We start from the raw sequence: 23,153 nt of genomic DNA, 5'->3' as shown, positions 1-23,153 counted from the left end.
TCGAATCGAATAGGCGGAGATTCTTCCGAATTCTGACAAAAACAGGGGCCAGAACGAACGAAAGCTGCCATCAAGCGGCCTCTTTTAGAGATTTTTTCGGCAAATCTTCTGATATTTTGCACCAAATCGAACAGATCGGGGAACATCTGAAATGGCTGCCAGACACAATCCGAAACGCGAGAAACAGATCGAGAGCGCAAAAAAGATTGCTGCCGCCACCGGCGACAAGCATTTGCAGCCCGAAATTCTGTTCGGTCGCGCCAGCGGGGATGATCTCGATCTCTATACTCCCGAAATGCTCGCTCTCTCCGCCATCCACTCGGCACGCGAGTTGAAGGCGTGGAACGGCAAGACACCCCGCGTCAGCATCGAGACAGTAGCCGACGTCGAGCCGTCAGGCGTTCCGGTCTCCATTCTGACGGTCACCGACCACAATATGCCATTTCTCTATGAATCGGTCATGGGCGAGGTCACCAGCACCTATCGCGACCTCTACATGGCGGTGCATCCAATTCTGGTGCTGGAAGACGGCAAGGAGCCGGGGCTTTATTCCGCCGACGAGCCAAGTGATCCGGCCTCGCGCGTCAGCCACATCCAGATCCACCTGTCGCCGCTGACACCGGCGCAGTCCTCCGATCTGCAGAAGCGCATCAAAACCGTTCTCGAACAGGTGCAGCAGGCAGTTTCCGACTGGAAACCGATGCTCTCGAAGCTCGACACCGCCATCGACGAACTCCGGGAATATAGCGCCAGCCGCAAGAAGGCCGATCGCGACGAAGCGCTCGCCTTTCTGACATGGCTGCGCGACGAGAACTTCACCTTCCTCGGCATGCGCGAATACGTCTATTCGGGCAAGGGCGCCGGTGCCAAGGTGGAGCGTGACAAGGGTACCGGCCTCGGTATCCTCTCCAATCCCGATGTTCTGGTTCTGCGCACCGGCAAGGACGCGGTGACGACCACGCCCGAGATCCTGGCCTTCCTCGACGGTCCGGAATTTCTGATCGTCACCAAGGCCAACGTCAAATCGGTCGTCCACCGCCGCGCCTATATGGATTACGTCGGCGTCAAGCGCTTCGACAAGAATGGCAATGTCACCGGCGAACTGCGTATCGTCGGCCTTTTCACGTCGACGGCCTACACATCCTGGGCGTCAGAAATCCCGCTTCTGCGATCGAAGATCGCCAAGGTGAAAGAGCATTTCGGCTTCGATCCAATGAGCCATTCCGGCCGCATGCTCGACAATACGCTGGAATCTTACCCGCGTGACGATCTCTTCCAGATCGATACGACGCTGCTGTCGAGCTTCGCCGAGCAGATCAACGACCTCGCCGACCGGCCCCGCGTCCGCGTTCTGCCGCGTATCGATCATTTCGACCGCTTCGTCTCCGTCATCGTCTACGTCCCACGCGAGGAATATGACTCGATCGTCCGCGAGAAGATCGGCACCTATCTGAAGACCATCTATGACGGCCGCGTCTCTGCTTATTATCCGGCTTTCCCGGAAGGCGGCGTGGCACGCGTCCATTTCATCATCGGCCGCTCCGGCGGCAAGACGCCGCGCATTCCGCAAGCGAAGCTGGAAGAGGCCATCCGGGCGATCACCGCCCGCTGGGATAACCGCTTCGAAATGCTGGCAGGACCGAAGGCGCCCAAGATCGGCGTCAGCAATGCCTTCCAGGAAGCATTCACTCCGGATGAGGCGGCCGGCGATCTGGCCGATATCATCGCATGTGCCGGCGGCGAGCCGATCCGCATCGAGTTCTACTATCGCAACGACGATGAACGCGGCAGCATCCTGTCGCTGAAGATCTTCCATTGTGGCGAACAACTGCCGCTCTCCCGCCGCGTACCGCTTCTGGAAAATCTTGGATTCAACGTTCTCAGCGAGCGTACCTTCGATATCGAAGTGCCGGCGGCCGGCGGCGCGGTCAATATCGTCGTTCTGCACGACATGGAGCTCGAAGCCCGCAGCGGCAATGCGATCGACCTGTCGCGCTTCGGCGCGGCCCTGGAAGAAGCCTTTGTCGCCGCCTTCAACGGCACCATCGACAATGACAGCTTCAACCGGCTGATCCTCTCCGCCGGGCTTTCGGCACGGGAAACCAATGTGCTGCGCGCCTATTCGCGCTATTTGCGCCAGGCGGGCATTGCCTATTCGCAGGATTACATCGCCGCGACGCTCGACAAATATCCCGACATCGCCGCCGCCACTTTCCGTCTCTTCCATGAAGCGATGGACCCGGCGCTGGCCGAAAAGCCGCGTCTCAAGAAGCTGGGCGATTTGCATCAGTCGATCGAAGCATCGCTGGCCGATGTCCCGAGCCTCGACGACGACCGTATCCTGCGCCGCTATATAAACGTCGTCGATGCGACGCTGCGCACCAACTATTTCCAGCGGAACGACGATGGCTCACCCAAGGCGATGCTCGCGTTCAAGCTCGATCCGCATCTCGTCGATGGCTTGCCGCAGCCGCTGCCCTTCCGCGAAGTCTTCGTCTACGGCGTCGAGGTCGAAGGCGTCCACTTGCGCTTCGGCAAGGTCGCCCGTGGCGGTCTCCGCTGGTCGGACCGCGCGGAAGACTATCGCACCGAAGTGCTCGGCCTGGTGAAAGCCCAGCAGGTCAAGAACGCCGTCATCGTTCCCGTCGGCGCCAAGGGCGGCTTCTATCCGAAGAAGCTGCCTGCTGGCGGCACGCGCGACGAAATCTTCAACGCGGGGCGCGAAGCCTACAAGACCTATATCCGCACGCTGCTCTCGATCACCGACAACATCTCGGGCGCCGACATCGTGCCACCGGCCAAGACCGTACGCATCGACGGCGACGATCCCTATTTCGTCGTCGCCGCCGACAAGGGCACGGCCACCTTCTCCGATACCGCCAACGCGCTGGCGCAGGAGGCTGGCTTCTGGCTCGACGATGCCTTTGCGTCGGGTGGTTCGGCCGGTTACGACCACAAGAAGATGGGCATTACCGCCCGCGGCGCCTGGGAAACCGTGAAGCGCCACTTCCGCGAGATGGATATCGACATTCAGACGACGCCATTTACCGTTGCCGGCGTCGGCGATATGTCCGGCGACGTCTTCGGCAATGGCATGCTGCTGTCGCCGAAAATCCGCCTGCTCGCCGCCTTCGACCACCGCGACATCTTCATCGATCCCGATCCGGATATGGACAAGACGCTGGCCGAACGTCAGCGGCTCTTCAATCTCGCGCGCTCCAGCTGGCAGGACTTCGACAAGTCGGTGCTCTCCAAGGGTGCGATGATCATTTCACGCGCCGCGAAGTCCGTGACTCTGACAGCCGAGGCCGCCGCCGCAATCGGCATAGACAAGACGGTCGCGACACCGTTCGAGATCATGACGGCCATCCTGAAGAGTCCGGTCGACCTGCTGTGGTTCGGCGGCATCGGTACCTATGTGAAGGCCGCCGCGGAAACCGATACGGAAGTCGGCGACCGCGCCAACGACCCAATCCGCATCATTGCCGACGATGTCCGCGCCAAGGTCATCGGCGAGGGCGCCAATCTCGGCGTCACCCAGAAGGGCCGCATCGCCTACGGGATGAAGGGTGGCCGCAGCAATTCCGACGCCATCGACAACTCCGCCGGCGTCAACACCTCGGACGTCGAGGTCAATATCAAGATCGCGCTGGCAAATGCCATGCATGACGGCCGCCTGACGCGCCCGAAGCGCGACCAGCTGCTGTCATCGATGACCGATGAAGTCGCAAGCCTCGTTCTGCGCAATAACTATCTCCAGTCGCTGGCGATCTCGTTGACTGAACGCAAGGGAACCGGCAACGGCCTCGAGCTCGCCCGCTTCATGACCGTGCTCGAATCCGCCAAGCAGCTGAACCGTAAGGTGGAGACGCTGCCTGACGACGCGACACTTGCCGAGCGTTATGCGGCCAACAAGCCGCTAACCCGCCCGGAAATCGGCGTTCTGCTGTCCTACGCCAAGATCGTTCTCTTCGACGCCTTGATCATCAGCGACCTGCCCGATGATCCCTATTTTACCTCCACGCTGTCGAACTACTTCCCGGCGAAGATGCAGAAGACCAACGGCTCCGACATCACCAGCCACCGGCTGAAGCGTGAAATCGTCGCCACCGTGCTCGCCAACGAGGCGATCAATCGTGGAGGCCCGGCCTTTGCCGTCAGCATGGTGGACGCGACAGCCGCTTCTGCGGCCGAGGTCGTCCGCGCAGCGATCATCGCCCGAGACGGTTTCGACCTGACCCGCCTCTGGAGCGAAACGGACGCGCTAGACGGCAAGATTTCCGGCCAGACGCAGAACCGCGTTTACGACGAAATCGGCCAGAGCTTCACCGTTCTGACCCGGCTGATGTTGAAAACGGGCATGGCCAAGGGTGACATCGCTGAAACCGTTAGCCGGCTGCAGGCCTCGCTCAGGAAACTCAAGCCGTCGTTCCCAGCGCAGGCTCCTGTTGAGTTCGAAGCACGGCAGACCGACTATCAGGAAGCCGGTCTTCCGGAGAAACTCGCGGCCGACATTACCGGCCTGCCGGGCTTTGCGCTCGTGCCCGAAATCATGCAGATTGCCGAACGCACCGGCGAGCCGCTGGCACGCGCCGCGGAAAGCTATTTCGCCGTCTCGCAGACCTTCCGGATCGGCAGGCTGCTTGCTGCGGGCGGGCGCATCGTCACCTCGGACCACTATGAAAATCTGGCACTTGCGCGCAGCATCGACCAGATCGCCAGCGCCCGCCGCGACATCGTCATCTCCGCACTCTCGGATCACGGCAAGGAAAAGCTGCCGGTTCAGGCATGGCATGCGGTCGATCGCATCAGGATCAATCGCATCACCGAGGAACTCTCCAGTCTCAGCGATAGCGGCGAGCCGAATCTCGCCCGCATCACCGTTGCCGCGGGCCTTCTGACCGATCTTGCGCGCGACCGGGCGAGGTGACACAGTCCGCCCCGACAATGGGAGTGGATGCGTGAGCAGAATTGACTGGACGGGGGACGGAACTCCGGCGCCGCACAAGGCGCCGGGGAGGGGCATCTGGGGCTGGATGTTTTTCGATTGGGCGGCCCAGCCGTTCTTCACGGTCGTCACCACCTTCATCTTCGGTCCTTACTTCGTCTCCCGGCTGACCTCCGATCCCGTCCATGCGCAGGCGATGTGGAGCAACACTGCGACGATCTCCTCGGTGATCATCGCGGTCCTGTCGCCGATCCTGGGGTCGATTGCCGATCAATCCGGCGCCCGCAAACCCTGGATCGCGTTTTTCGCGGTCATCAAGATCACCGCGCTGTTCGGCCTCTGGTTTGCGGCCCCCGGCTCGCCCGTCATCTATCCGATTATCTTCATGATCCTGGCGTCGATCGCAGCCGAGTTCTCGATCGTCTTCAACGACTCGATGATGCCGCGGCTGGTGAGCAAGGACGAGGTCGGCCGCTTGTCCAATACGGCCTGGGGCCTCGGTTATCTCGGCGGGATGATCGTGCTGATAGCGGTCGTCGCCCTTCTGGCGGGCAACCTGGAAACCGGCAAGACCTTGCTGGGGATGGATCCGCTGTTCGGCCTCGATGCCCACGCCGGCGAAGACGCCCGCATCACTGGACCTATCTCGGCCGTCTGGTACCTGATCTTCATCATTCCGATGTTCCTGTTCACGCCGGATGCGCCAAAAGGCGTTCCGCTCGGACGCGCCGTGAAAACCGGCTTTGCCGAGCTCCGCAACACGATCGGCGAGCTCAGGCACCGGAAGGGCATCCTGAAATTCCTGATTGCCCGGATGATCTATCAGGACGGCGTCAACGGCCTGCTGATCCTCGGCGGCACCTTCGCCGCCGGTATGTTCGGTTGGGCCACCATCGAGATCGGCCTTTACGGCATCATCCTTAACGTCGTCGCGATCTTCGGCTGCATCATAGCCGGGCGCGTCGATCAGCGGATCGGCTCGAAAGTGACGATCGTCATCAGCCTGACGATGCTGCTGCTTGCCACGATCGGTATCATCTCCACCGGGCCGGGTTACACGCTCTTCGGCGTGATCGAGCTGCCGGTCGCCGACTCAGGCGGATTTTTCGGCACCGCCGCCGAGAAGGCCTATATCCTCTACGGCCTTCTGATCGGTCTTGCCTTCGGCCCGGTTCAGGCCTCTTCGCGATCCTATCTCGCCCGCAGCGTCAGCCTGGAAGAAGCCGGCCGCTATTTCGGGATCTACGCGCTCTCAGGGCGCGCGACGAGCTTCATGGCAACACTGCTGTTCTCGATCGTCACCTATTCCAGCGGTTCTGCCCGGCTCGGCATGGCGACGCTGATAATTTTCCTGCTGGGCGGCCTGATCCTTCTGTTTGCCACGCCATATCCGGCCGACAAGCAGAGAGCCTGAACGAAAAAACCCCGGCTTGCGCCGGGGTTTTCAAATCAGATAACCGGTCTCAGTGGCGGAAGTGCCGCATGCCGGTAAACACCATCGCGACATTGTGCTCGTTTGCGGCGTCGATGACCTCCTGGTCACGCATAGAACCGCCGGGCTGAATCACCGCGGTTGCACCTGCCGCAATCATCGATAGCAGGCCGTCTGCAAAGGGAAGGAAAGCCTCCGAGGCAACTGCAGAGCCATGCGTCATCGGAACAGGAAGACCGAGCGCCTTGGCGGCCTCTTCAGCCTTCAGCGCCGCGATACGAGCGGAATCGACGCGGCTCATCTGGCCAGCACCGATACCCGCGGTCTGGCCGTTCTTGGCATAGACGACGGCATTCGATTTCACATGCTTGCCGACCTTGAAGGCAAACTTCATATCCTCGAGCTCCTGAGCCGTCGGCGCACGCTTGGTGACCACCTTCAACTCGAGATCCTCGACCATGCCATTGTCGCGGCTCTGGACGAGAAGACCGCCGGAAACGGTCTTCGCCGTGAGCCCGGCAACACGCGGATCGGGCAATCCGCCGGCCGAAAGCAGGCGCAGGTTCGGCTTGCGGGCGACGATCGCCTTGGCCTCATCGGTCACATCAGGCGCGATGATGACTTCGGTGAAGAGCTTGATGATCTCTTCCGCCGTCGCGGCATCCAGCGTCTGGTTCAGCGCGATGATGCCGCCGAAGGCCGAGACAGAATCGCAGGCAAGCGCCCGGCTATAGGCCTCGACGAGGCTTGACCCCGTGGCGACGCCGCAGGGATTGGCATGCTTGATGATGGCGCAGGCGGGAGACTTCTCCGGCAAGAACTCGGAAACGAGCTCATAGGCTGCATCGGTATCGTTGATATTGTTGTAGGAGAGCTGCTTGCCCTGGATCAGCGCTGCCGTCGAAACGCCCGGGCGCTGTTCGCCGGTGACGTAGAAAGCGGCCTTCTGATGCGGGTTCTCGCCGTAGCGCATCTCTTCCTTCAGCACGCCGCCGATCACGCGATGGCGCGGCGTATCGATCGAGAGAGCCTCCGCGAACCAGTTCGAGATCATCGCGTCGTAGGCCGCAGTACGCGCATAGGCCTTGGCGGCCATCCGCTGGCGGAACGCATAAGCCGTCTGACCGGCATCGGCTGAGAGCTGCTCCAGCAGCTCCGGGTAGTCGGCCGGGTCGGTCAGGATCACAACATAGGCGTGGTTCTTGGCCGAGGCGCGGATCATCGCCGGACCGCCGATATCGATATTCTCGACCGTCGTCGGATAGTCGCCGCCGGCAGCGCGCACTTCCTCGAACGGATAGAGGTTGATGACTGCGAGATCGATACCTTCGATGCCATGCTTTTTCATCGCGTCTTGATGCTCGGCATCGTCGCGGATCGCCAGCAGGCCGCCGTGAACCGTCGGATGCAACGTCTTGACGCGGCCGTCCATGATTTCCGGAAAACCGGTAACTTCGGAAACGTCGGTCACAGCAAGGCCCGCCGCGGCGATAGCCTTGTGCGTGCCGCCGGTGGAAAGCAGGCGAACACCTTGATCGGACAGCGCCTTGGCAAGCTCGACGATACCCGTCTTGTCGGAGACGGATAGCAGCGCGGTCTTGACCTTGACCTTGTCGGGGGCGGGGATCTTCTTGGAAATGACGGCCATGAACCTTCTCCGTTCGGGCTTCGGGAGACATCCGGCAAGGGACGTTTAGGAATATGGCGCCGCGTTAGCACGAGCGCTGCCGCCGCGTAAATGCCGACTAGCTCTTACGGGACAGAAACCAGCGAATTTCCGGCTTTTCGGCAAAATCGAAATCGATTTCGATCTGGTCGGAGCCGCAGATGCCGGAAGCGTCGGCAAAGAAGATATCTTCCGAAATCAGCACTTCATTGCCCGGCGACGAGAAGAGCCAGCTTTCGCCATCCGGCGCGGTCATCAGAACGGACTCGCGATCATTCTGCTTCAGATTGATTGCCGGATGGACATGAAACCTGACTGCGGCCTTCAACGGATCGTCGCTGACGCGCCCGTCAGGCAGCACAAGGCGGTCGCGGCCGGTAACGATCGCGCCTGTGGCGTTCATCGAGATTTCGCGCTCATGCAGAACCCCGAAGCCACGAAGATAGCCATCGTGGCTCATCTTCAGCCCGTCACGTCCGTCCTCGGTTTCCGCCCGCTCGACAGTAACGTTCTTTACGGTTTCCGTCATCCGGTGGCCGAGAAACTCCGACGTCGAGAAGCGGCTGGAGGAGGTATCGTTGAGCGTCACCGTCGAATGCGTGGCGGTGGTGCGCGCCATCTGCACGTAACGGCGGCCTGCGAATTTCGGAGACCCGGAATTGACAATGAAACGATATCGTCCCGACGACATTTCGAACGAAAGGCATCCGGCATGCGCCGTGCGCGACAGCTCGCCGGTTGGCGGCGGTCCGGTATCGGCGATGACGACCGTCTTTCCCGCAGCAAGCCGCTGATACCGGGAATGCGGCATTGCCTTGAACGGCTGGCCCGCCGTCTCATCGTAGCGCAGTACGGACATCAGCTCGTTGGCGAGCGTTGACGTTGCACCATTGAAGAGCGCCAGATCTCCATCCTGATGTCGGAAGAAGCGAAGCGCCGGATACATCCGATCGATGCCTGAAATCAGCTTCTGCGGCAGATCGTGACCAAGATTGACATAGGTCTGACGCAGCGGCAGCAGGTCCAGCAGCAGCTCAAGACCGGCGCGCGGATTGCGCGATATGTGGCCGCCGTCAGAAAGGATCTGCAGATCGAACTCGTTATCGAGCGCCTGTGCGGCCTTCCGCAGCGCGCCTGCCCGCGTCGGCATGGCGATCGACGCCATCGCAAGGGCGATCCGCAACCGGAACAGAACCTCACCCGCCGGCGCATAAGGCGCCATCCGCCGCAGGAAACGCACCTGGAAAGCCAGTGAACGCATGAACCGGCGATAGAAACCTCGGTCGGCATTCTGCAAGACGACGGGTGAATGCGAGAGCCAGGCGATGACGCGCTGCGCCGTCACGTCGATTTCCCAGGCAACGCCTTCGATCCGGCCGGAATGAAGCGAGAGCCAGCTGTCGACGATCGAGCGGGCAATCAGCGACGCGCGCTCGCTCTTATAGGCCCTCATATGGCGCAGCCATCCGAAACCATGCAGCCGGTTAGCAAAGGCCCGTGACGGCAACGTAAAAGTAAAGGGAGACTTGCCGTTGGTCTCAAGAAGGCGGCTTGCGAGCGGAAACCGCCCGTTCATGATCTCGTCGGCGACGTGGGAATCGATTGCCCGCAAATCTGTCGGCGCGACAATCAGGCGTTCGGGCGCCTGAATGGTATGGCGAAAGAGGCGCAGTCGCACCAAGGCGGCGCGGCGCGACAAGCGCCGCCAAGCCTCCCGAACATACAAAGTCGAAAAACGCCCGCCGGATTGCATATTTATTTTCTATTGACCCTCGTTATTAAGAATAGGTGAACGAGAGCAGCTTTCACCGGTAAGGCTGCATTAATTTGTGACAAGGATGAAATATAAGAAGCCGTCTTGCAATCAGGCAACACGTCGCAACATCGCGGCGTAGAAGCCGTCGAGGCCGGACGCGATACCATCGGACATCGGCAGCATCACCGGCGTGGTTCTGAAATCGCCAACCGGACTGATCGCCTGTTCGAGACCCGGCCACGCCGCCGGATCGATCGGCACCCTTGCAACAGCGGGCACATCGGCAAGAACGCGCGCTACGACATCTTCGCCCTCGGCAGGGTCGAGCGAGCAATTCGAAAACACGATGACGCCATTGGGCTTCAACAGCGTCAGCGCGTGCCGCAGCAACCGCTCCTGAACACCGGCAAGCTTGCTGATTTCTTCGGGGCCCTTCGTCCAAAGCACATCGGGGTGGCGACGCGTCGTACCGGTCGAGGAGCAGGGCGCATCAAGCAGGATCGCGTCGAAACCCTCGTCCGGCTGGAATTTGGTCAAGTCGGTCGCAAGGGTCTCAGCCTGCAGCCCCAGGCGCGCGAGATTGGAGCGCAGACGCTTCAGCCGGCTCTCCGATTGGTCGATGGCTGTCACATTGCCACCCGCGAGAATAAGCTGGGCCGTCTTGCCGCCGGGAGCAGCGCAGAGATCGGCAACGCGCTTGCCTGTCAGATCACCGAACAGCTTTGCCGGGATGCTGGCGGCAGCGTCCTGCACCCACCATTCACCATCCTCGAAGCCTTCCAGAGACGGAATGCTGCCATCGAAGGCCGCGAGACGAACGCCGCCCGTCGGCAGCACCGCGCCGTTCAGCCGCGCCGCCCAGCCCACAGCATCCGATTTGACGGTCAGATCGATTGCGGCAGGTTCCAGCTGCGATTCCGAGATCGCCAGCGCCGCATCCTTGCCATAGGCCTTCTTGAGCCGCGCCAGGAACCAGTCGGGCATTGCCGGGACATCGGCGACGGAGGCGAGAATTTCCTCCTTCTCACGGCCGATACGGCGGAGAATGGCGTTGACCAGCTTGGCGAAACGGCGGTTGCGGGGATCACCGTTCGCCTGCTCGACGGCGAGATCGACCGCCGAATGGTCGGGCACGTCGAGATAGAGGATCTGCGCCGCGCCGACGGCAAGAACGTGATGCAGCGCCCGGGCGCCTTCCGGAAGCGGGGTATCGAGAAGCGAAGCGATGGCCGCATCGATCCGCGGCATGTGCCTCAGCGCGCTGTTCAGAATGGCACGAACCAGCGCGCGGTCGTTTTCACCCAGCGCCTTGTAGGCAGGATTGCCGTTCTCATGGTCGAGCGCGCCATCGAGCGGCAGCTTCTTGTCGACGACGGCCGCCAGAATCTTGACCGCGGCCGACCGCGCCTGCAGGCCGGGCTTGGCGGGGGCACGTTCCGATTGGCTGCTGCGGTTTTTGAAGGGCTTCTTGCCGTTTGAATTCAAGACCACGGACCTTTTGGCGGTTGCGAACCACCGCGGCCAACACCGGTATCCGGAACCGAACGCGATTTCCGCGACGGATTAGCAGTCCGCACGGGTGGCGTCGAGATATTCATGCCACCAGCCGCCATTTCCCGTAGCGCCGCAATCCGGTTCTCCGTATTCGGATGGGTCGAGAATAGATTGTCCATACGCTCGCCGGAGAGCGGATTGATGATGAACATATGCGCGGTCGCCGGATTGCGCTCGGCATCGTAGTTCGTAACCTGCGCCGCACCGCGGGCAATCTTGCCGAGAGCGGAAGCAAGCCAAAGCGGATTGCCGCAGATCTCCGCACCACGCCGGTCCGCCGAATATTCGCGCGTCCGGCTGATCGCCATCTGCACCAGCATCGCCGCCAGCGGCGCGACAATCATGGCGGCCAAGACGCCGATGAAGCCGAGCGGATTATTGTTGTTCTCGCGATTGCCGCCGAAGAAGAAGGCAAAGTTGCCAAGCATCGAGATCGCACCGGCGAGCGTCGCAGTGATCGTCATCGTCAGCGTGTCGCGGTTTTGGACGTGGGCAAGCTCATGCGCCATGACACCGGCGACCTCCTCCGGCGACAAAACCTGGAGAAGTCCGGTCGAGGCCGCGACGGCTGCGTTCTCGGGATTGCGTCCGGTCGCGAAGGCATTCGGCTGCGGGTTGTCGTAGAGATAGACTTTCGGCATCGGCAGACCGGCCCTCTGCGACAGATCGCGAACAATGCCGTAGAATTCGGGTGCATTCCGCTCATCGACCTCCTGGGCGCGATAGGCCGACAGCACCATGTTTCCCGAATTCCAGTAGGAGAAGAAGTTCATTCCGGCAGCGAGCAGGAAGGCGATCATCATGCCGCCACGGCCGCCGATCAGAAATCCGACAAACATGAACAGGGCCGTCATGAAGGCAAGCAACATGGCAGTACGAACGAGGTTCATCGAGGTCTCCGTCTCCTATGACCGGTATTGAGGGTTCCAATCGGCGCCCCGGCGCACTATGATTTGGTTATTCGCCCGCCATTTTCAATGTTTTCCGGCAGGAGAGCGCCATGCAGTCAGCCGACAACGACAATACCGAAAGCCAAGCCGCGGACAGCACCGCGCCACGCAAGGTATTGTCACCTGCCGCCAAGCGGGCACTTGCCGAAGCCGAGGAACGCCGGCGCAACGCCGCACCGCTGGAATTGCCGCCGGAAATCGGCGGCCGCGGCGGCGCCGAGCCTGCACGCTTCGGCGATTACGAGATCAACGGCCGCGCCATCGATTTCTAAGTAAATATTCCTATTGACTACGTCAGAAAATCGGAATTTATTCCTTGCATGAGGAAGCTGATCCCCGATTATTTTTGGCATATGCCTGATCCCGGCTTCAGTCGCGGGCGGCGAAAAGGTTGCCGGTCCTGTCGCGGCCGAGATCATCAGGGTCATCGACGGCGATACGATACTGGTGGAAGCGACGCCATGGCCGCAACAGCGGGTCGAGGTTTATGTTCGCATCCGCGGGATCGACACACCGGAAATCAAGTCGAAATGCCCGGCCGTCCGGCGTGCGGCGGAAGAAGCACGTGTTGCACTGGATGCGATGACAGCCGCTTCACGGCATGTGCTTCTGACCAATATCAGCGGCGATAAATATTTCGGCCGGATCGTCGCCGATATCCTGTTCGAAGATGGGCGGAATCCGGCTCACGAAATGATGGCAGGCGGTTTGGCCACTGGATACGATGGCGGGCATAAGCCGCGTATTGACTGCGCCAGCAACGATTGAAAAAGCCGCCCCGTATGAGCGGAGCGGCTTTGAAACATCAGGCGCTTGCCTTGTTCTGCCGGTTAGCGATGAGATCGTCGACGACAGCCGGATCGGCCAGCGTCGAGGTATCGCCCAATGCGCCGAAATCATCCTCGGCGATCTTGCGCAGAATGCGGCGCATGATCTTGCCGGAACGGGTCTTCGGCAGGCCGGGTGCAAACTGGATCTTGTCCGGCGAGGCGATCGGGCCGATTTCGGTGCGGACATGCTTGACCAGCTGCTGACGCAGCTCGTCGGTACCCTCATGGCCGGCCATCAGCGTCACATAGCAATAGATGCCCTGGCCCTTGATCGGATGGGGATAGCCGACAACGGCTGCTTCCGAGACGAGACTGTGCGAGACGAGAGCCGATTCCACTTCCGCGGTGCCGAGGCGGTGACCGGAGACGTTCAGCACGTCATCGACGCGTCCGGTGATCCAGTAGTAGCCGTCCTCATCACGGCGGCAACCGTCACCGGTGAAATACTTGCCCTTGTAGGTCGAGAAGTAGGTCTGGATGAAGCGCTCGTGGTCGCCATAGACGGTGCGCATCTGGCCCGGCCAGCTATCGGTGATGCAGAGATTACCATCAGCCGCACCTTCGAGAACCTTGCCTTCATTGTCGACCAGCTGCGGCTTGACGCCGAAGAACGGCACCGTTGCCGAACCCGGCTTGAGGTCTGTCGCGCCCGGCAGCGGCGTAATCATGTGGCCGCCGGTTTCCGTCTGCCACCAGGTATCGATGACGGGGCAGCGCTTGTCGCCGACGACATTGTAGTACCATTCCCAGGCTTCGGGATTGATCGGCTCGCCGACCGTACCGAGCAGCCGCAGCGACGAGCGCGACGAGCGCGTCACGAACTCGTCGCCCGCGCCCATCAGCGAGCGGATCGCCGTCGGTGCCGTATAGAAGATGTTGACCTTGTGCTTGTCGATGACTTCCCAGAAACGGCCCTGATCCGGGAAATTCGGTACGCCCTCGAACATCAGCGTCGTCGCGCAGTTCGCAAGCGGGCCGTAGACGATATAGGAGTGGCCGGTAACCCATCCGACATCGGCCGTGCACCAGTAGATATCGCCCGGGTGATAGTCGAAGACATATTCATGCGTCATCGACGCATAGACGAGATAGCCGCCAGTCGTGTGCAGCACGCCCTTCGGCTTGCCCGTCGAACCCGACGTATAGAGGATGAACAGCGGGTCTTCCGCCTTCATCTTCACCGGCGGGCATTCCGCCTTCACGGTCGCGACTTCCTGGTGGTACCAGAGGTCACGACCCGGCGCCCAGCCGGTCTTGCCGCCGGTGCGGCGAACGACGAGAACCTTGTCGACGATGACGTGCTGCTTGGCTGCGATATGGATCGCCGTATCGGTGTTTTCCTTGAGCGGCACCGGCTTTCCACCACGCACGCCCTCGTCACAGGTGATGACGAAAGTCGATTCGCAGTCGACGATGCGGCCGGCCAGCGCTTCCGGCGAGAAGCCGCCGAAGACGACCGAATGCACGGCACCGATGCGCGAACAGGCGAGCATCGCGTAAGCCGCTTCCGGGATCATCGGCATGTAGATGGTAACGCGATCGCCCTTCTTGACGCCGTGCTTCTTCAGCACATTCGCCAAACGGCAGACATGCTCGTAGAGCTCGTTATAGGTGATCTTCTTGTCGACATAGGGATTGTCGCCTTCGAAGATGATGGCAGTCTGGTTGCCATGTGTCTTCAGGTGGCGGTCGATACAGTTATAGGAGACGTTGGTCTGTCCGTCTTCGAACCACTTGATCGAAACCTTGCCGGTGAATGAGGTGTTCTTGACCTTGGTATAAGGCTTGAACCAGTCGATCCGCTTGCCATGCTTGCCCCAGAATTTGTCAGGGTTCTCGACACTCTCTTCGTACCACTTTTCGTATTTCGCCTTGTCGATCAGGGCATGGCTCTTCACCGGTTTGCTAACCGGATAGATCTTTTCCGACATGGAAACTCCTCCTCACACGGGCACCGGTTTCGCCGCTTCAAGCGGCGCCCGGGACTCAATTCAGGGCATTCATAGCAGGTCAAAACGGCCCGGCAATTAGACAAAGGTCATTTCAATCCACATCAATTGCAATTCTGTGTCACTCCGGTTATATACCGCCCATATTTCCCGGAAATTGTGGTGACAATCCACGGACCGCGACACCGGCGCGGACGACAGAAGGACTATATCCATGGCTCAACAACTGCTTATGCCGAAAGCGACCGCCATCTGGCTGGTTGACAACACGGCGCTGTCTTTCGACCAGATCGCACAGTTCTGCAAGCTTCACCCGCTGGAAGTGAAGGCAATTGCCGACGGTGAAGCCGCACAAGGCATCAAGGGCCTGGATCCTATCTCGACCGGCCAGCTTTCCCGCGACGAAATAGCGCGCGCCGAAGCTAACCCGAACCACAAGCTGAAGCTTTCGGAGCCGAAGGTTCGCGTGCCGGAATCCAAGCGTCGCGGTCCGCGCTATACGCCGGTCTCCAAGCGCCAGGATCGCCCGAACGCCATTCTCTGGCTGGTTCGCAATCATCCGGAACTGAAGGACGCCCAGATTTCGCGCCTCGTCGGCACCACCAAGTCGACGATCGAGCAGATCCGCGAACGCACCCACTGGAATGCAGCGAACTTGACGCCGATGGACCCGGTTACGCTCGGCCTCTGCAGCCAGATCGACCTCGACATGGAAGTCGAAAAGGCATCGAAGGGCCGTCCGCTGCCGACCGCCGCTGAACTTGGCGCGACCCTGCAGTCTGCCCAGGAAACTGAGCGTCTGACGCCGAGCTTCGAGCGCGAAGAAGAGCCTGAAATCGATGCCGATGCCGTCTTCGCCAAGCTGAAGTCGCTGAAGTCCACGACAAACGATGAGGACGAAGACGATCGTTTCTGATCGCCGCTTCTCGCAAATGCAAAAACCCGCCGGATCGCTCCGGCGGGTTTTTTGTTTGCCGCTTTTCCGGGCTTAGCTGCGGAAGAGCGAAAGGATGTTCTGCGAAGCGGAGTTGGCGATCGACAGCGACTGGATGGCGAGCTGCTGCTGCGTTTGCAGCGCCGTCAATTTCGACGATTCCTCTTCCATGTTCGCATCGACAAGTCGCCCAACACCCGATTCGATCGAGTCGCTGAGCGTTGAGACGAAATTCTCCTGCAGTTGAATACGCGTCGAAATCGAACCCAACTGCGAGCCGGCGCTGGTCATCGCCTTGAGTGCGTTTTCGACATTGTTCAGTGCGAGCGCAATATCGTCGGAAGACAGTTTGCTGATGTCCATCGCGTATACCGAACCGACCGAGCCGTTGGACGTGCCGAGGATGCCCGTCGAAGTATCGATGATGCCGCCGGTGGAGGTGCCGAACAGCACGTTGCCCATCGAACCGCTATCGAGAACGTAATCGGTCATCTTGACCGAAATGCCATTCGAGCCGTCGCGAACGAAGGTCGAGACGACGCTCTTTGTGCCATCGCCGGCAACCCAGTTCTCGCCCGAGAAGGAAGCAGATTCGGAGATGCTCTTCAGCTGCGCCTGCAACTGGGTGATTTCTTCCTGGATCTTCGATTTGTCGACGCCCTTTTCAGTCGCGGCGACGATCTTCGCCTTGATTTCGCTGACGACGTCGATCGCGCTGTCCATGGCGGAATAGGCCGTATCGACCTTTGCCGCGCCAAGACCCAGCGCGTCGGAAACGGCCGAGAGAGCCTTGTTGTCGGATTTCATGGTCGTGGCAATCGACCAGTATGCCGCGTTGTCAGCGGCCTTGGCGACACGCAGACCGGAGGAGACATGCGCCTGAGTGGTCTGGAGACTCTGGTTTACGTTACGCAGCGTCTGAAGGGCTGACATTGCAGCCGTGTTTGTCAGGATGCTTGACATCGCTTTTTCCACTTCTCTTGAAAATGAAGGAGCATTCCGGCAATTGCCGGCTGGGGCGGTGCTTCATGCTTCACCTGCATCAGGTGTCCGTTGAGTGGAAGCTAATGAGAACATGGTTAACAACTCGTCAACGACGGTCATAACTCGTCAATGATTGTTACCGAATAGGAAATTTTCTATATAACCGGGAAACCTAACCCCTTGCGCCGCAGGGCTTCTGCGACCTCGTCCAGAATGGCCGGATCGTCAATTGTTGCAGGCATTTTCCACGGTATGCCGTCTGCGATCTTCTGCATCGTCCCGCGTAAGATCTTTCCGGAGCGCGTTTTCGGTAACCTTTCGACAGTAATCGCTGTCTTGAAGGCAGCAACCGGACCTATCTCGTCGCGAATCATCTTAACGATTTCCGATTCGATCTCCGGTGATTCGCGCAGCACACCTTTCTTCAGAACAAGAAACCCGCAGGGCACCTGACCCTTCAGCGAATCAGAAATGCCGACGACGGCGCATTCCGCGACATCCGGATGCTTGGCACAGATCTCTTCCATTGCCCCGGTCGACAGACGATGCCCGGCGCAGTTGATGATGTCATCGGTCCGGGCCATGATGAACAGATAGCCGTCCTCATCGATATAGCCGGCGTCGGCCGTCTTGTAGTGACCCGGGAACTCATCGAGATAGGCAACTCGAAATCTCGAGTCCGCCTGCCATAGCGTTGGAAGGCAACCCGGCGGCAGTGGCAGCTTGATGGCAATGTTGCCGAGTGTGCCCGCCGCAACCGGATGCCCTGCGTCATCAAGGACGCGGACATCATATCCGGGCATCGGCACAGATGGTGACCCGTGCTTCACCGGCAGTTTGCCGAGCCCCAGGGGATTGGCCGCAATCGGCCATCCGGTCTCGGTTTGCCACCAGTGATCGATGACCGGCACACCGAGTGTTAGCTCTGCCCATTTCAGAGTTTCCGGATCGGCCCGCTCCCCGGCAAGGAAAAGCGCCCGGAACTTCGATCTCGGATAGCGGCCGGCAAACTGGCCATCAGGGTCTTCCCGGCGGATTGCCCGGAAAGCGGTTGGGGCAGTGAAGAGGACGCGGACATCGTAATCGGAGACGACCCGCCAGAAAGCGCCCGCATCCGGCGTGCCGACGGGTTTACCCTCGTAGATCACAGTCGTGACACCTGAGAGCAGCGGTGCATAGACGATATAGGAGTGCCCGACGACCCAGCCGATATCCGATGCCGTCCAGAACACCTCACCGGGCTTCAGCCCGTAGATGTTCACCATCGACCAGTGCAAGGCAACCATGTGCCCGCCATTATCGCGGACGACTCCCTTCGGCTGTCCTGTCGTTCCCGATGTATAGAGAATGTACAGCGGATCAGTTGCCAGCACCGGCGTGCATTCAACTGCAGTCCCGCGTCGTTGACCGACCGCCACCTCGAAATCAAGGTCGCGCCCATGCAGCAATTCTGCAGTAAGCTCACGCCGTTGCAACACCAGGCAATGCTCCGGCTTCGCCTTGCATACTGCGAGAGCCTGATCGACGAGCGGTTTATAGGCGACGACTCGGCCCGGCTCGAGGCCGCAGCTCGCGGTAATCACCAGCTTGGCACCGCAATCATCGATTCGGGATGCGAGTTCGTTTGCAGCAAAACCGCCAAAGACCACCGAATGCACGGCGCCGAGACGGGCGCAGGCAAGCATCGAGAAGATCGCCTCCGGCACCATCGGCATATAGAGGATCACCCGATCACCCTTGGCGATGCCGAGATCGCGCAGCGTCGCAGCAATCGCCTGTACCTCTTCAAGCACCTGGGCAAATGTGTAGCGTGCCTTGGCGCCGTTCATCGCGCTGTCGAAAATGACGGCCGTCTCGTTTCCCCGGCCTGCCTCTACGTGCCTGTCGAGGCAATTGAAGCAGGTATTGGTCTCACCGCCCACAAACCAGCGGCCATAGACCCCGTCTTCTGGAGCGAAAATCTGCTTCGGCTCAACGAACCAGTCGATCGCCTGGGCAGCATCCCGCCAGAAGCGTTCAGGACTGTCTTTCCAGCCGGTATAGACATGGTGATACAGGCTCTGCATCTGCTCCTCCCCAGGATATGCAAGCGATGACGCCAATCTAGGGGAGGGAGAGAGGAACAGGAAGCCCGACGAAAGGCGGTTCTATCGCGTACCGAAGATCGCCGAACCGACCCGAACGCTGGTTGCTCCGAAAGCGACAGCCGTCTCGTAATCGCCGGACATGCCCATCGACAACTTCTCAAGGCCGCAGGTCTTTGCAAGCTTGGCGAGGAGGGCAAAATGCGGACCCGGATTTTCTTCCGCCGGCGGAATGCACATCAACCCCTCAATGGCGAGCCCAAGTTCGCCACGGCAGAGATCGACAAAAGCCGCAGTGTCATCAGGCGCAATCCCGGCCTTTTGCGGCTCAAGTCCGGTATTGACCTGGACATAGAGGCGAACCGTCTTGCCCTGCCGCTTCATCGCATCGGCGAGTGCGCGGGCGATCTTTTCCCGATCGACAGTCTCGATGACATCGAACAGCGCAACGGCATCGTCAGCCTTGTTGGATTGCAACGGACCGATCAGGTGGAGCTCGAGTCCCGCCGTTTCGCTCCTCAGCTCCGGCCATTTGCCTTGGCTTTCCTGCACGCGGTTTTCACCGAAGACCCGTTGGCCGGCCGCAATCGCCGGCCGGATCGCCTCCGCGTCGAAGGTTTTCGAGACGGCAACGAGCTGCACCGCACCATCAGGACGCTTCGACTGCTTCGCTGCTTCCGCAATGCGCGAACGCACCTCGTTCAGGCGCTCTTGAAGTTCCATCGCCGATCTCCGACATGATGCTGTGAGAATACTGGCAATGCACTAACTGCGGCATGCGTGATTGCCAAGACCCACCCGGCCGAAAACACCTTTTCCGGCGCTTTGCCGGACACTTGCTGTACCCTCAAAACTTGACGCTACGGTGGTTTCGTGGTGAAGGTCACCACCAACTTCCCCTGATTTTCCGGAAATTTGAATACTATGGCTACCGAACGTTATAATCCGCGCGACGCCGAGCCTCGCTGGCAGCAAAAATGGAACGAGGCAAAGGTCTTCGAGACCGATAATGCCGATCCGCGCGAGAAATACTACGTCCTCGAAATGTTTCCCTATCCATCGGGCCGCATCCACATGGGCCACGTTCGCAATTATGCCATGGGCGACGTGGTTGCCCGCTACAAGCGCGCCCGTGGATACAACGTTCTGCACCCGATGGGCTGGGACGCATTCGGCATGCCTGCCGAAAATGCCGCCATGGAACGTGGCGTTCATCCTGCATCCTGGACCTATCAGAACATCGGTTCGATGAAGGCGCAGCTGAAGGCCATGGGCCTGTCGCTGGATTGGAGCCGCGAATTCGCGACCTGCGACGTCGAATACTATCAGCATCAGCAGCATCTCTTCGTGGACTTCCTCGAAAAGGGTCTGGTTTACCGCAAGCAGTCCAAGGTCAACTGGGATCCGGTCGATAATACCGTTCTGGCAAACGAGCAGGTCATCGACGGCCGCGGCTGGCGCTCTGGTGCGCTCGTCGAGCAGCGCGAACTGACACAATGGTTCTTCAAGATCACCGACTTCAGCCAGGACCTGCTGGACGCGCTCGATACGCTGGATCAGTGGCCGGAGAAGGTCCGTCTGATGCAGAAAAACTGGATCGGCCGGTCGGAAGGCCTGACGATCCGTTGGGAAATCGTGCCCGAGACCGCACCGGCCGGTGAATCCGAGGTCACTGTTTATACTACGCGCCCGGATACCCTCTTCGGCGCATCTTTCCTGGCGATTGCCGCCGACCATCCGTTGGCGAAGGAAGCGGCAGCAAAGAATGCTGATATCGACGCTTTCTGCGAGGAATGCCGCCGCGCCGGCACGTCTCTCGCAGCACTGGAGACTGCCGAGAAGAAGGGCATCGACACCGGAATACGCGTCCGCCATCCGCTGGATGCGTCCTGGGAATTGCCTGTGTACGTCGCAAACTTCGTGTTGATGGACTACGGCACCGGCGCCATCTTCGGCTGCCCTTCCGGCGACCAGCGCGACCTCGATTTTGCGCGCAAGTACGGCCTCTCGGTCGTGCCCGTCGTCATGCCCAAGGACGGTGACGCTTCCAGCTTCACGGTCGGCGATGTCGCATATGACGGCGACGGCGTGATGATTAACTCCCGCTTCCTCGACGGCAAGTCCACGACCGAAGCCTTCGATATCGTGGCGGAAAAGCTGTCTTCGACGCAGATCGGCGGCGCAGCGCAAGGCGAGCGAAAGGTCAATTTCCGCCTTCGCGACTGGGGGATCTCACGCCAGCGCTACTGGGGCTGCCCGATCCCGGTCATCCATTGCGAAGACTGCGGCGTCGTGCCGGTGCCGAAGAAGGATCTGCCGGTTCAGCTGCCGTCTGATGTGACCTTCGACCAGCCCGGCAACCCGCTCGACCGGCATCCGACCTGGCGTCACGTCGCCTGCCCGCATTGCGGCAAGGATGCACGGCGCGAAACGGACACGATGGACACCTTCGTCGATTCCAGCTGGTATTTCACACGCTTCACCGCGCCGTGGGAAAAGCAGCCGACCGATCCCGCAGCGGCCAATCGCTGGCTGCCGGTCGATCAATATATCGGCGGCATCGAGCACGCGATCCTGCATCTGCTCTATTCGCGTTTCTTCACCCGCGCCATGCGCGAGACGGGCCACGTTGATGTGAAGGAGCCCTTCAAGGGCCTCTTCACGCAGGGCATGGTCGTGCATGAAACCTATCGCCGCGGAACCGGCTCTCATGGCGAATGGGTAGCACCCGCGGATATCCGGATCGAAGAGGTTGATGGCACCCGCCGCGCCTTCCTTCTTGAGGGCGGCGAAGAGGTATCGATCGGCTCTATCGAGAAGATGTCCAAGTCGAAGAAGAACGTCGTCGATCCTGATGACATCATCGCCTCCTACGGCGCAGACACTGCACGCTTCTTCGTGTTGTCCGATTCGCCGCCGGAGCGCGACGTAATCTGGTCGGAGGCCGGTGTCGAAGGTGCGCACCGCTTCACCCAGCGCCTGTGGCGGCTGATTTCGGAGGCAGCTGAAATTCTTGCTGCCGTACCGGCGAATCCGGCTAAGGAAGGTGAAGCACTGGCGATCTCGCAAGCTGCTCACAAGACGCTGAAAGCCGTCCAGAACGACTATGACAAGCTGTGGTTCAACAAGGCAGTCGCCCGAATCTACGAGCTGGTGAATGCCATTGCCTCGCCACTGACCAAGGTTGCCGCCGGTGAAGGCGACGCCGCGTATCGATCGGCCGTGCGCGAAGCCGCACAGATCGTCGTGCAGCTGGTTGCTCCGATGACCCCGCATCTTGCAGAAGAATGCTGGGCAGCACTTGGTAATACCGGCCTGCTGGCGCAGGCGGCGTGGCCGGCCTATGACGAAGCGCTGACGACCGAGAACGACGTTATTTTGCCGGTGCAGATCAACGGCAAGAAGCGCGCCGAATTGACAATTTCTCGCGACGCGGATCAGAATGCCGTAACCGAAGCCGTTCTGGCTCTCGATGCGGTTATCAGTGCCTTGAATGGCCAGGCGCCGAAGAAAATTATCGTGGTTCCACAAAGGATTGTGAACATTGTCGTCTGATTTCGCTTCGAAACTCGGCCGCCGTGCCGCACTCGGCCTCATCATTGCATCGGCAGCTTTGCTCGGCTCCTGCCAGGTCCGTCCGCTCTACTCGGAATCATCGGGCGTGGCAGGCAAACTCTCGTCGGTGGGCTTTTCCGAGGCGACATCGCGGGTAGAACAGGAAGTGCGCAACCGGCTGATCTTCATCGCCGGTCGCGGCGCCGGCGAGGCGGAGAATCCGGAGTATGAAGTCGAAATCCACGTTCGTTCGAGCGTCACCGACACCCTGCTCGTGAAGTCTTCGGATACGTCACAGGCAGGGCGCGTCACAGTCAGCGTCGACTACACGCTCCGTTCAAACAAGGACACGCAGGTCATCAAGGCCGGTAACCGTTACGCCACGGCCCTGCTTGACTATCCCGGACAGGAATTCGCAAAACAGCGTGCTGTCCGCGACGCAGAAAACCGTGCGGCGCGTGAGGCCGCAGAATTCGTAAGTCTCGATATCGCCGCCGCACTCGGCCGCTGA

15 protein-coding genes are annotated in these 23,153 nt (G+C 60.3%); 7 read left to right on the top strand and 8 right to left on the bottom strand.

Annotated features, from left to right (window positions below; genetic code table 11):
• Window positions 1–151 precede the first annotated feature (151 nt).
• Window positions 152–4,930, top strand: coding sequence for an NAD-glutamate dehydrogenase (locus tag AC1DV9_RS10165; protein WP_477947621.1), 4,779 nt, complete (start codon window positions 152–154; stop codon window positions 4,928–4,930).
• Window positions 4,931–4,961: 31 nt separating this feature from the next.
• Complete coding sequence (locus tag AC1DV9_RS10160; RefSeq protein ID WP_477947619.1) at window positions 4,962–6,362, top strand: MFS transporter; 1,401 nt, start codon at window positions 4,962–4,964, stop codon at window positions 6,360–6,362.
• 49 nt (window positions 6,363–6,411) lie between these two features.
• On the opposite strand, the gene purH is transcribed toward AC1DV9_RS10160, so the two are convergent.
• From purH to htpX, 4 genes are all read right to left on the bottom strand, one after another.
• On the bottom strand, window positions 6,412–8,028 hold the full coding sequence (gene purH / locus AC1DV9_RS10155; RefSeq protein ID WP_477947618.1) for a bifunctional phosphoribosylaminoimidazolecarboxamide formyltransferase/IMP cyclohydrolase: 1,617 nt from the start codon (window positions 8,026–8,028) through the stop codon (window positions 6,412–6,414).
• Between the two features lie 97 nt (window positions 8,029–8,125).
• Window positions 8,126–9,799 carry a heparinase II/III family protein gene (locus AC1DV9_RS10150; protein ID WP_477947616.1) on the bottom strand — a complete coding sequence of 558 codons (1,674 nt, stop codon included), beginning with the start codon at window positions 9,797–9,799 and terminating at the stop codon, window positions 8,126–8,128.
• A gap of 111 nt (window positions 9,800–9,910) precedes the next feature.
• The gene (locus AC1DV9_RS10145) at window positions 9,911–11,293 is read right to left on the bottom strand and encodes an RsmB/NOP family class I SAM-dependent RNA methyltransferase (RefSeq protein WP_477947615.1); all 1,383 of its coding nucleotides are present in this window, start codon (window positions 11,291–11,293) and stop codon (window positions 9,911–9,913) included.
• Window positions 11,284–12,246, bottom strand: a complete 963-nt coding sequence (htpX, locus tag AC1DV9_RS10140; RefSeq protein WP_477947614.1) for a zinc metalloprotease HtpX — start codon at window positions 12,244–12,246, stop codon at window positions 11,284–11,286. The genes AC1DV9_RS10145 and htpX overlap by 10 nt, the downstream gene beginning before the upstream one ends.
• A 110-nt stretch (window positions 12,247–12,356) precedes the next feature.
• Between htpX and AC1DV9_RS10135 the strand changes: the two genes are divergently transcribed.
• Together AC1DV9_RS10135 and AC1DV9_RS10130 are read left to right on the top strand one after the other, a co-directional pair.
• Window positions 12,357–12,578, top strand: a complete 222-nt coding sequence (locus tag AC1DV9_RS10135) for a DUF1674 domain-containing protein (protein WP_112385984.1) — start codon at window positions 12,357–12,359, stop codon at window positions 12,576–12,578.
• Window positions 12,579–12,753: 175 nt separating this feature from the next.
• Entirely contained in the window at window positions 12,754–13,074 is a 321-nt protein-coding gene (locus AC1DV9_RS10130) for a thermonuclease family protein (protein ID WP_477947613.1), read from the top strand.
• Window positions 13,075–13,111: 37 nt separating this feature from the next.
• Here AC1DV9_RS10130 and acs read toward each other — a convergent pair whose 3' ends face one another.
• Window positions 13,112–15,067, bottom strand: a complete 1,956-nt coding sequence (gene acs / locus AC1DV9_RS10125; protein ID WP_477947611.1) for an acetate--CoA ligase — start codon at window positions 15,065–15,067, stop codon at window positions 13,112–13,114.
• Window positions 15,068–15,299: 232 nt separating this feature from the next.
• On the opposite strand from acs, the gene AC1DV9_RS10120 reads away from it, so the two are divergent.
• A complete protein-coding gene (locus AC1DV9_RS10120) occupies window positions 15,300–16,001 on the top strand; it encodes a DUF1013 domain-containing protein (RefSeq protein WP_112385987.1) in 702 nt (233 codons plus the stop codon).
• A gap of 72 nt (window positions 16,002–16,073) precedes the next feature.
• Here AC1DV9_RS10120 and AC1DV9_RS10115 read toward each other — a convergent pair whose 3' ends face one another.
• The 3 genes from AC1DV9_RS10115 to AC1DV9_RS10105 all read right to left on the bottom strand — a co-directional run bounded on the left by AC1DV9_RS10115 (window position 16,074) and on the right by AC1DV9_RS10105 (window position 19,810).
• A complete protein-coding gene (locus AC1DV9_RS10115; protein WP_112385988.1) occupies window positions 16,074–16,982 on the bottom strand; it encodes a flagellin N-terminal helical domain-containing protein in 909 nt (302 codons plus the stop codon).
• A 176-nt stretch (window positions 16,983–17,158) separates the two neighbouring features.
• Window positions 17,159–19,069: a propionyl-CoA synthetase gene (locus tag AC1DV9_RS10110; RefSeq protein ID WP_477947610.1), complete on the bottom strand. Its 1,911-nt coding sequence runs from the start codon at window positions 19,067–19,069 to the stop codon at window positions 17,159–17,161.
• Window positions 19,070–19,150: 81 nt separating this feature from the next.
• Window positions 19,151–19,810, bottom strand: coding sequence for a YggS family pyridoxal phosphate-dependent enzyme (locus tag AC1DV9_RS10105; RefSeq protein ID WP_477947609.1), 660 nt, complete (start codon window positions 19,808–19,810; stop codon window positions 19,151–19,153).
• 201 nt (window positions 19,811–20,011) lie between these two features.
• On the opposite strand from AC1DV9_RS10105, the gene leuS reads away from it, so the two are divergent.
• On the top strand, window positions 20,012–22,642 hold the full coding sequence (gene leuS / locus AC1DV9_RS10100) for a leucine--tRNA ligase (protein ID WP_477947608.1): 2,631 nt from the start codon (window positions 20,012–20,014) through the stop codon (window positions 22,640–22,642).
• Window positions 22,632–23,153, top strand: a complete 522-nt coding sequence (gene lptE, locus AC1DV9_RS10095) for an LPS assembly lipoprotein LptE (protein WP_112517894.1) — start codon at window positions 22,632–22,634, stop codon at window positions 23,151–23,153. Before leuS ends, lptE begins: the two co-directional genes overlap by 11 nt.

Source organism: Rhizobium sp. 01L410, assembly GCF_056400165.1.
Note: the sequence above shows the minus strand (reverse complement) of the source record. Positions and strands in the feature narration are given on the sequence as shown.

Excerpts from the sequence above, each read along its gene's own strand:
- AC1DV9_RS10165 (WP_477947621.1), top strand. The coding sequence starts at position 152 with ATGGCTGCCAGACACAATCCGAAACGCGAGAAACAGATCGAGAGCGCA.
- purH (WP_477947618.1), bottom strand. The coding sequence starts at position 8,028 with ATGGCCGTCATTTCCAAGAAGATCCCCGCCCCCGACAAGGTCAAGGTC.
- AC1DV9_RS10150 (WP_477947616.1), bottom strand. The coding sequence starts at position 9,799 with ATGCAATCCGGCGGGCGTTTTTCGACTTTGTATGTTCGGGAGGCTTGG.
- htpX (WP_477947614.1), bottom strand. The coding sequence starts at position 12,246 with ATGAACCTCGTTCGTACTGCCATGTTGCTTGCCTTCATGACGGCCCTG.
- AC1DV9_RS10135 (WP_112385984.1), top strand. The coding sequence starts at position 12,357 with ATGCAGTCAGCCGACAACGACAATACCGAAAGCCAAGCCGCGGACAGC.
- acs (WP_477947611.1), bottom strand. The coding sequence starts at position 15,067 with ATGTCGGAAAAGATCTATCCGGTTAGCAAACCGGTGAAGAGCCATGCC.
- AC1DV9_RS10120 (WP_112385987.1), top strand. The coding sequence starts at position 15,300 with ATGGCTCAACAACTGCTTATGCCGAAAGCGACCGCCATCTGGCTGGTT.
- AC1DV9_RS10115 (WP_112385988.1), bottom strand. The coding sequence starts at position 16,982 with ATGTCAAGCATCCTGACAAACACGGCTGCAATGTCAGCCCTTCAGACG.
- AC1DV9_RS10110 (WP_477947610.1), bottom strand. The coding sequence starts at position 19,069 with ATGCAGAGCCTGTATCACCATGTCTATACCGGCTGGAAAGACAGTCCT.
- AC1DV9_RS10105 (WP_477947609.1), bottom strand. The coding sequence starts at position 19,810 with ATGGAACTTCAAGAGCGCCTGAACGAGGTGCGTTCGCGCATTGCGGAA.
- leuS (WP_477947608.1), top strand. The coding sequence starts at position 20,012 with ATGGCTACCGAACGTTATAATCCGCGCGACGCCGAGCCTCGCTGGCAG.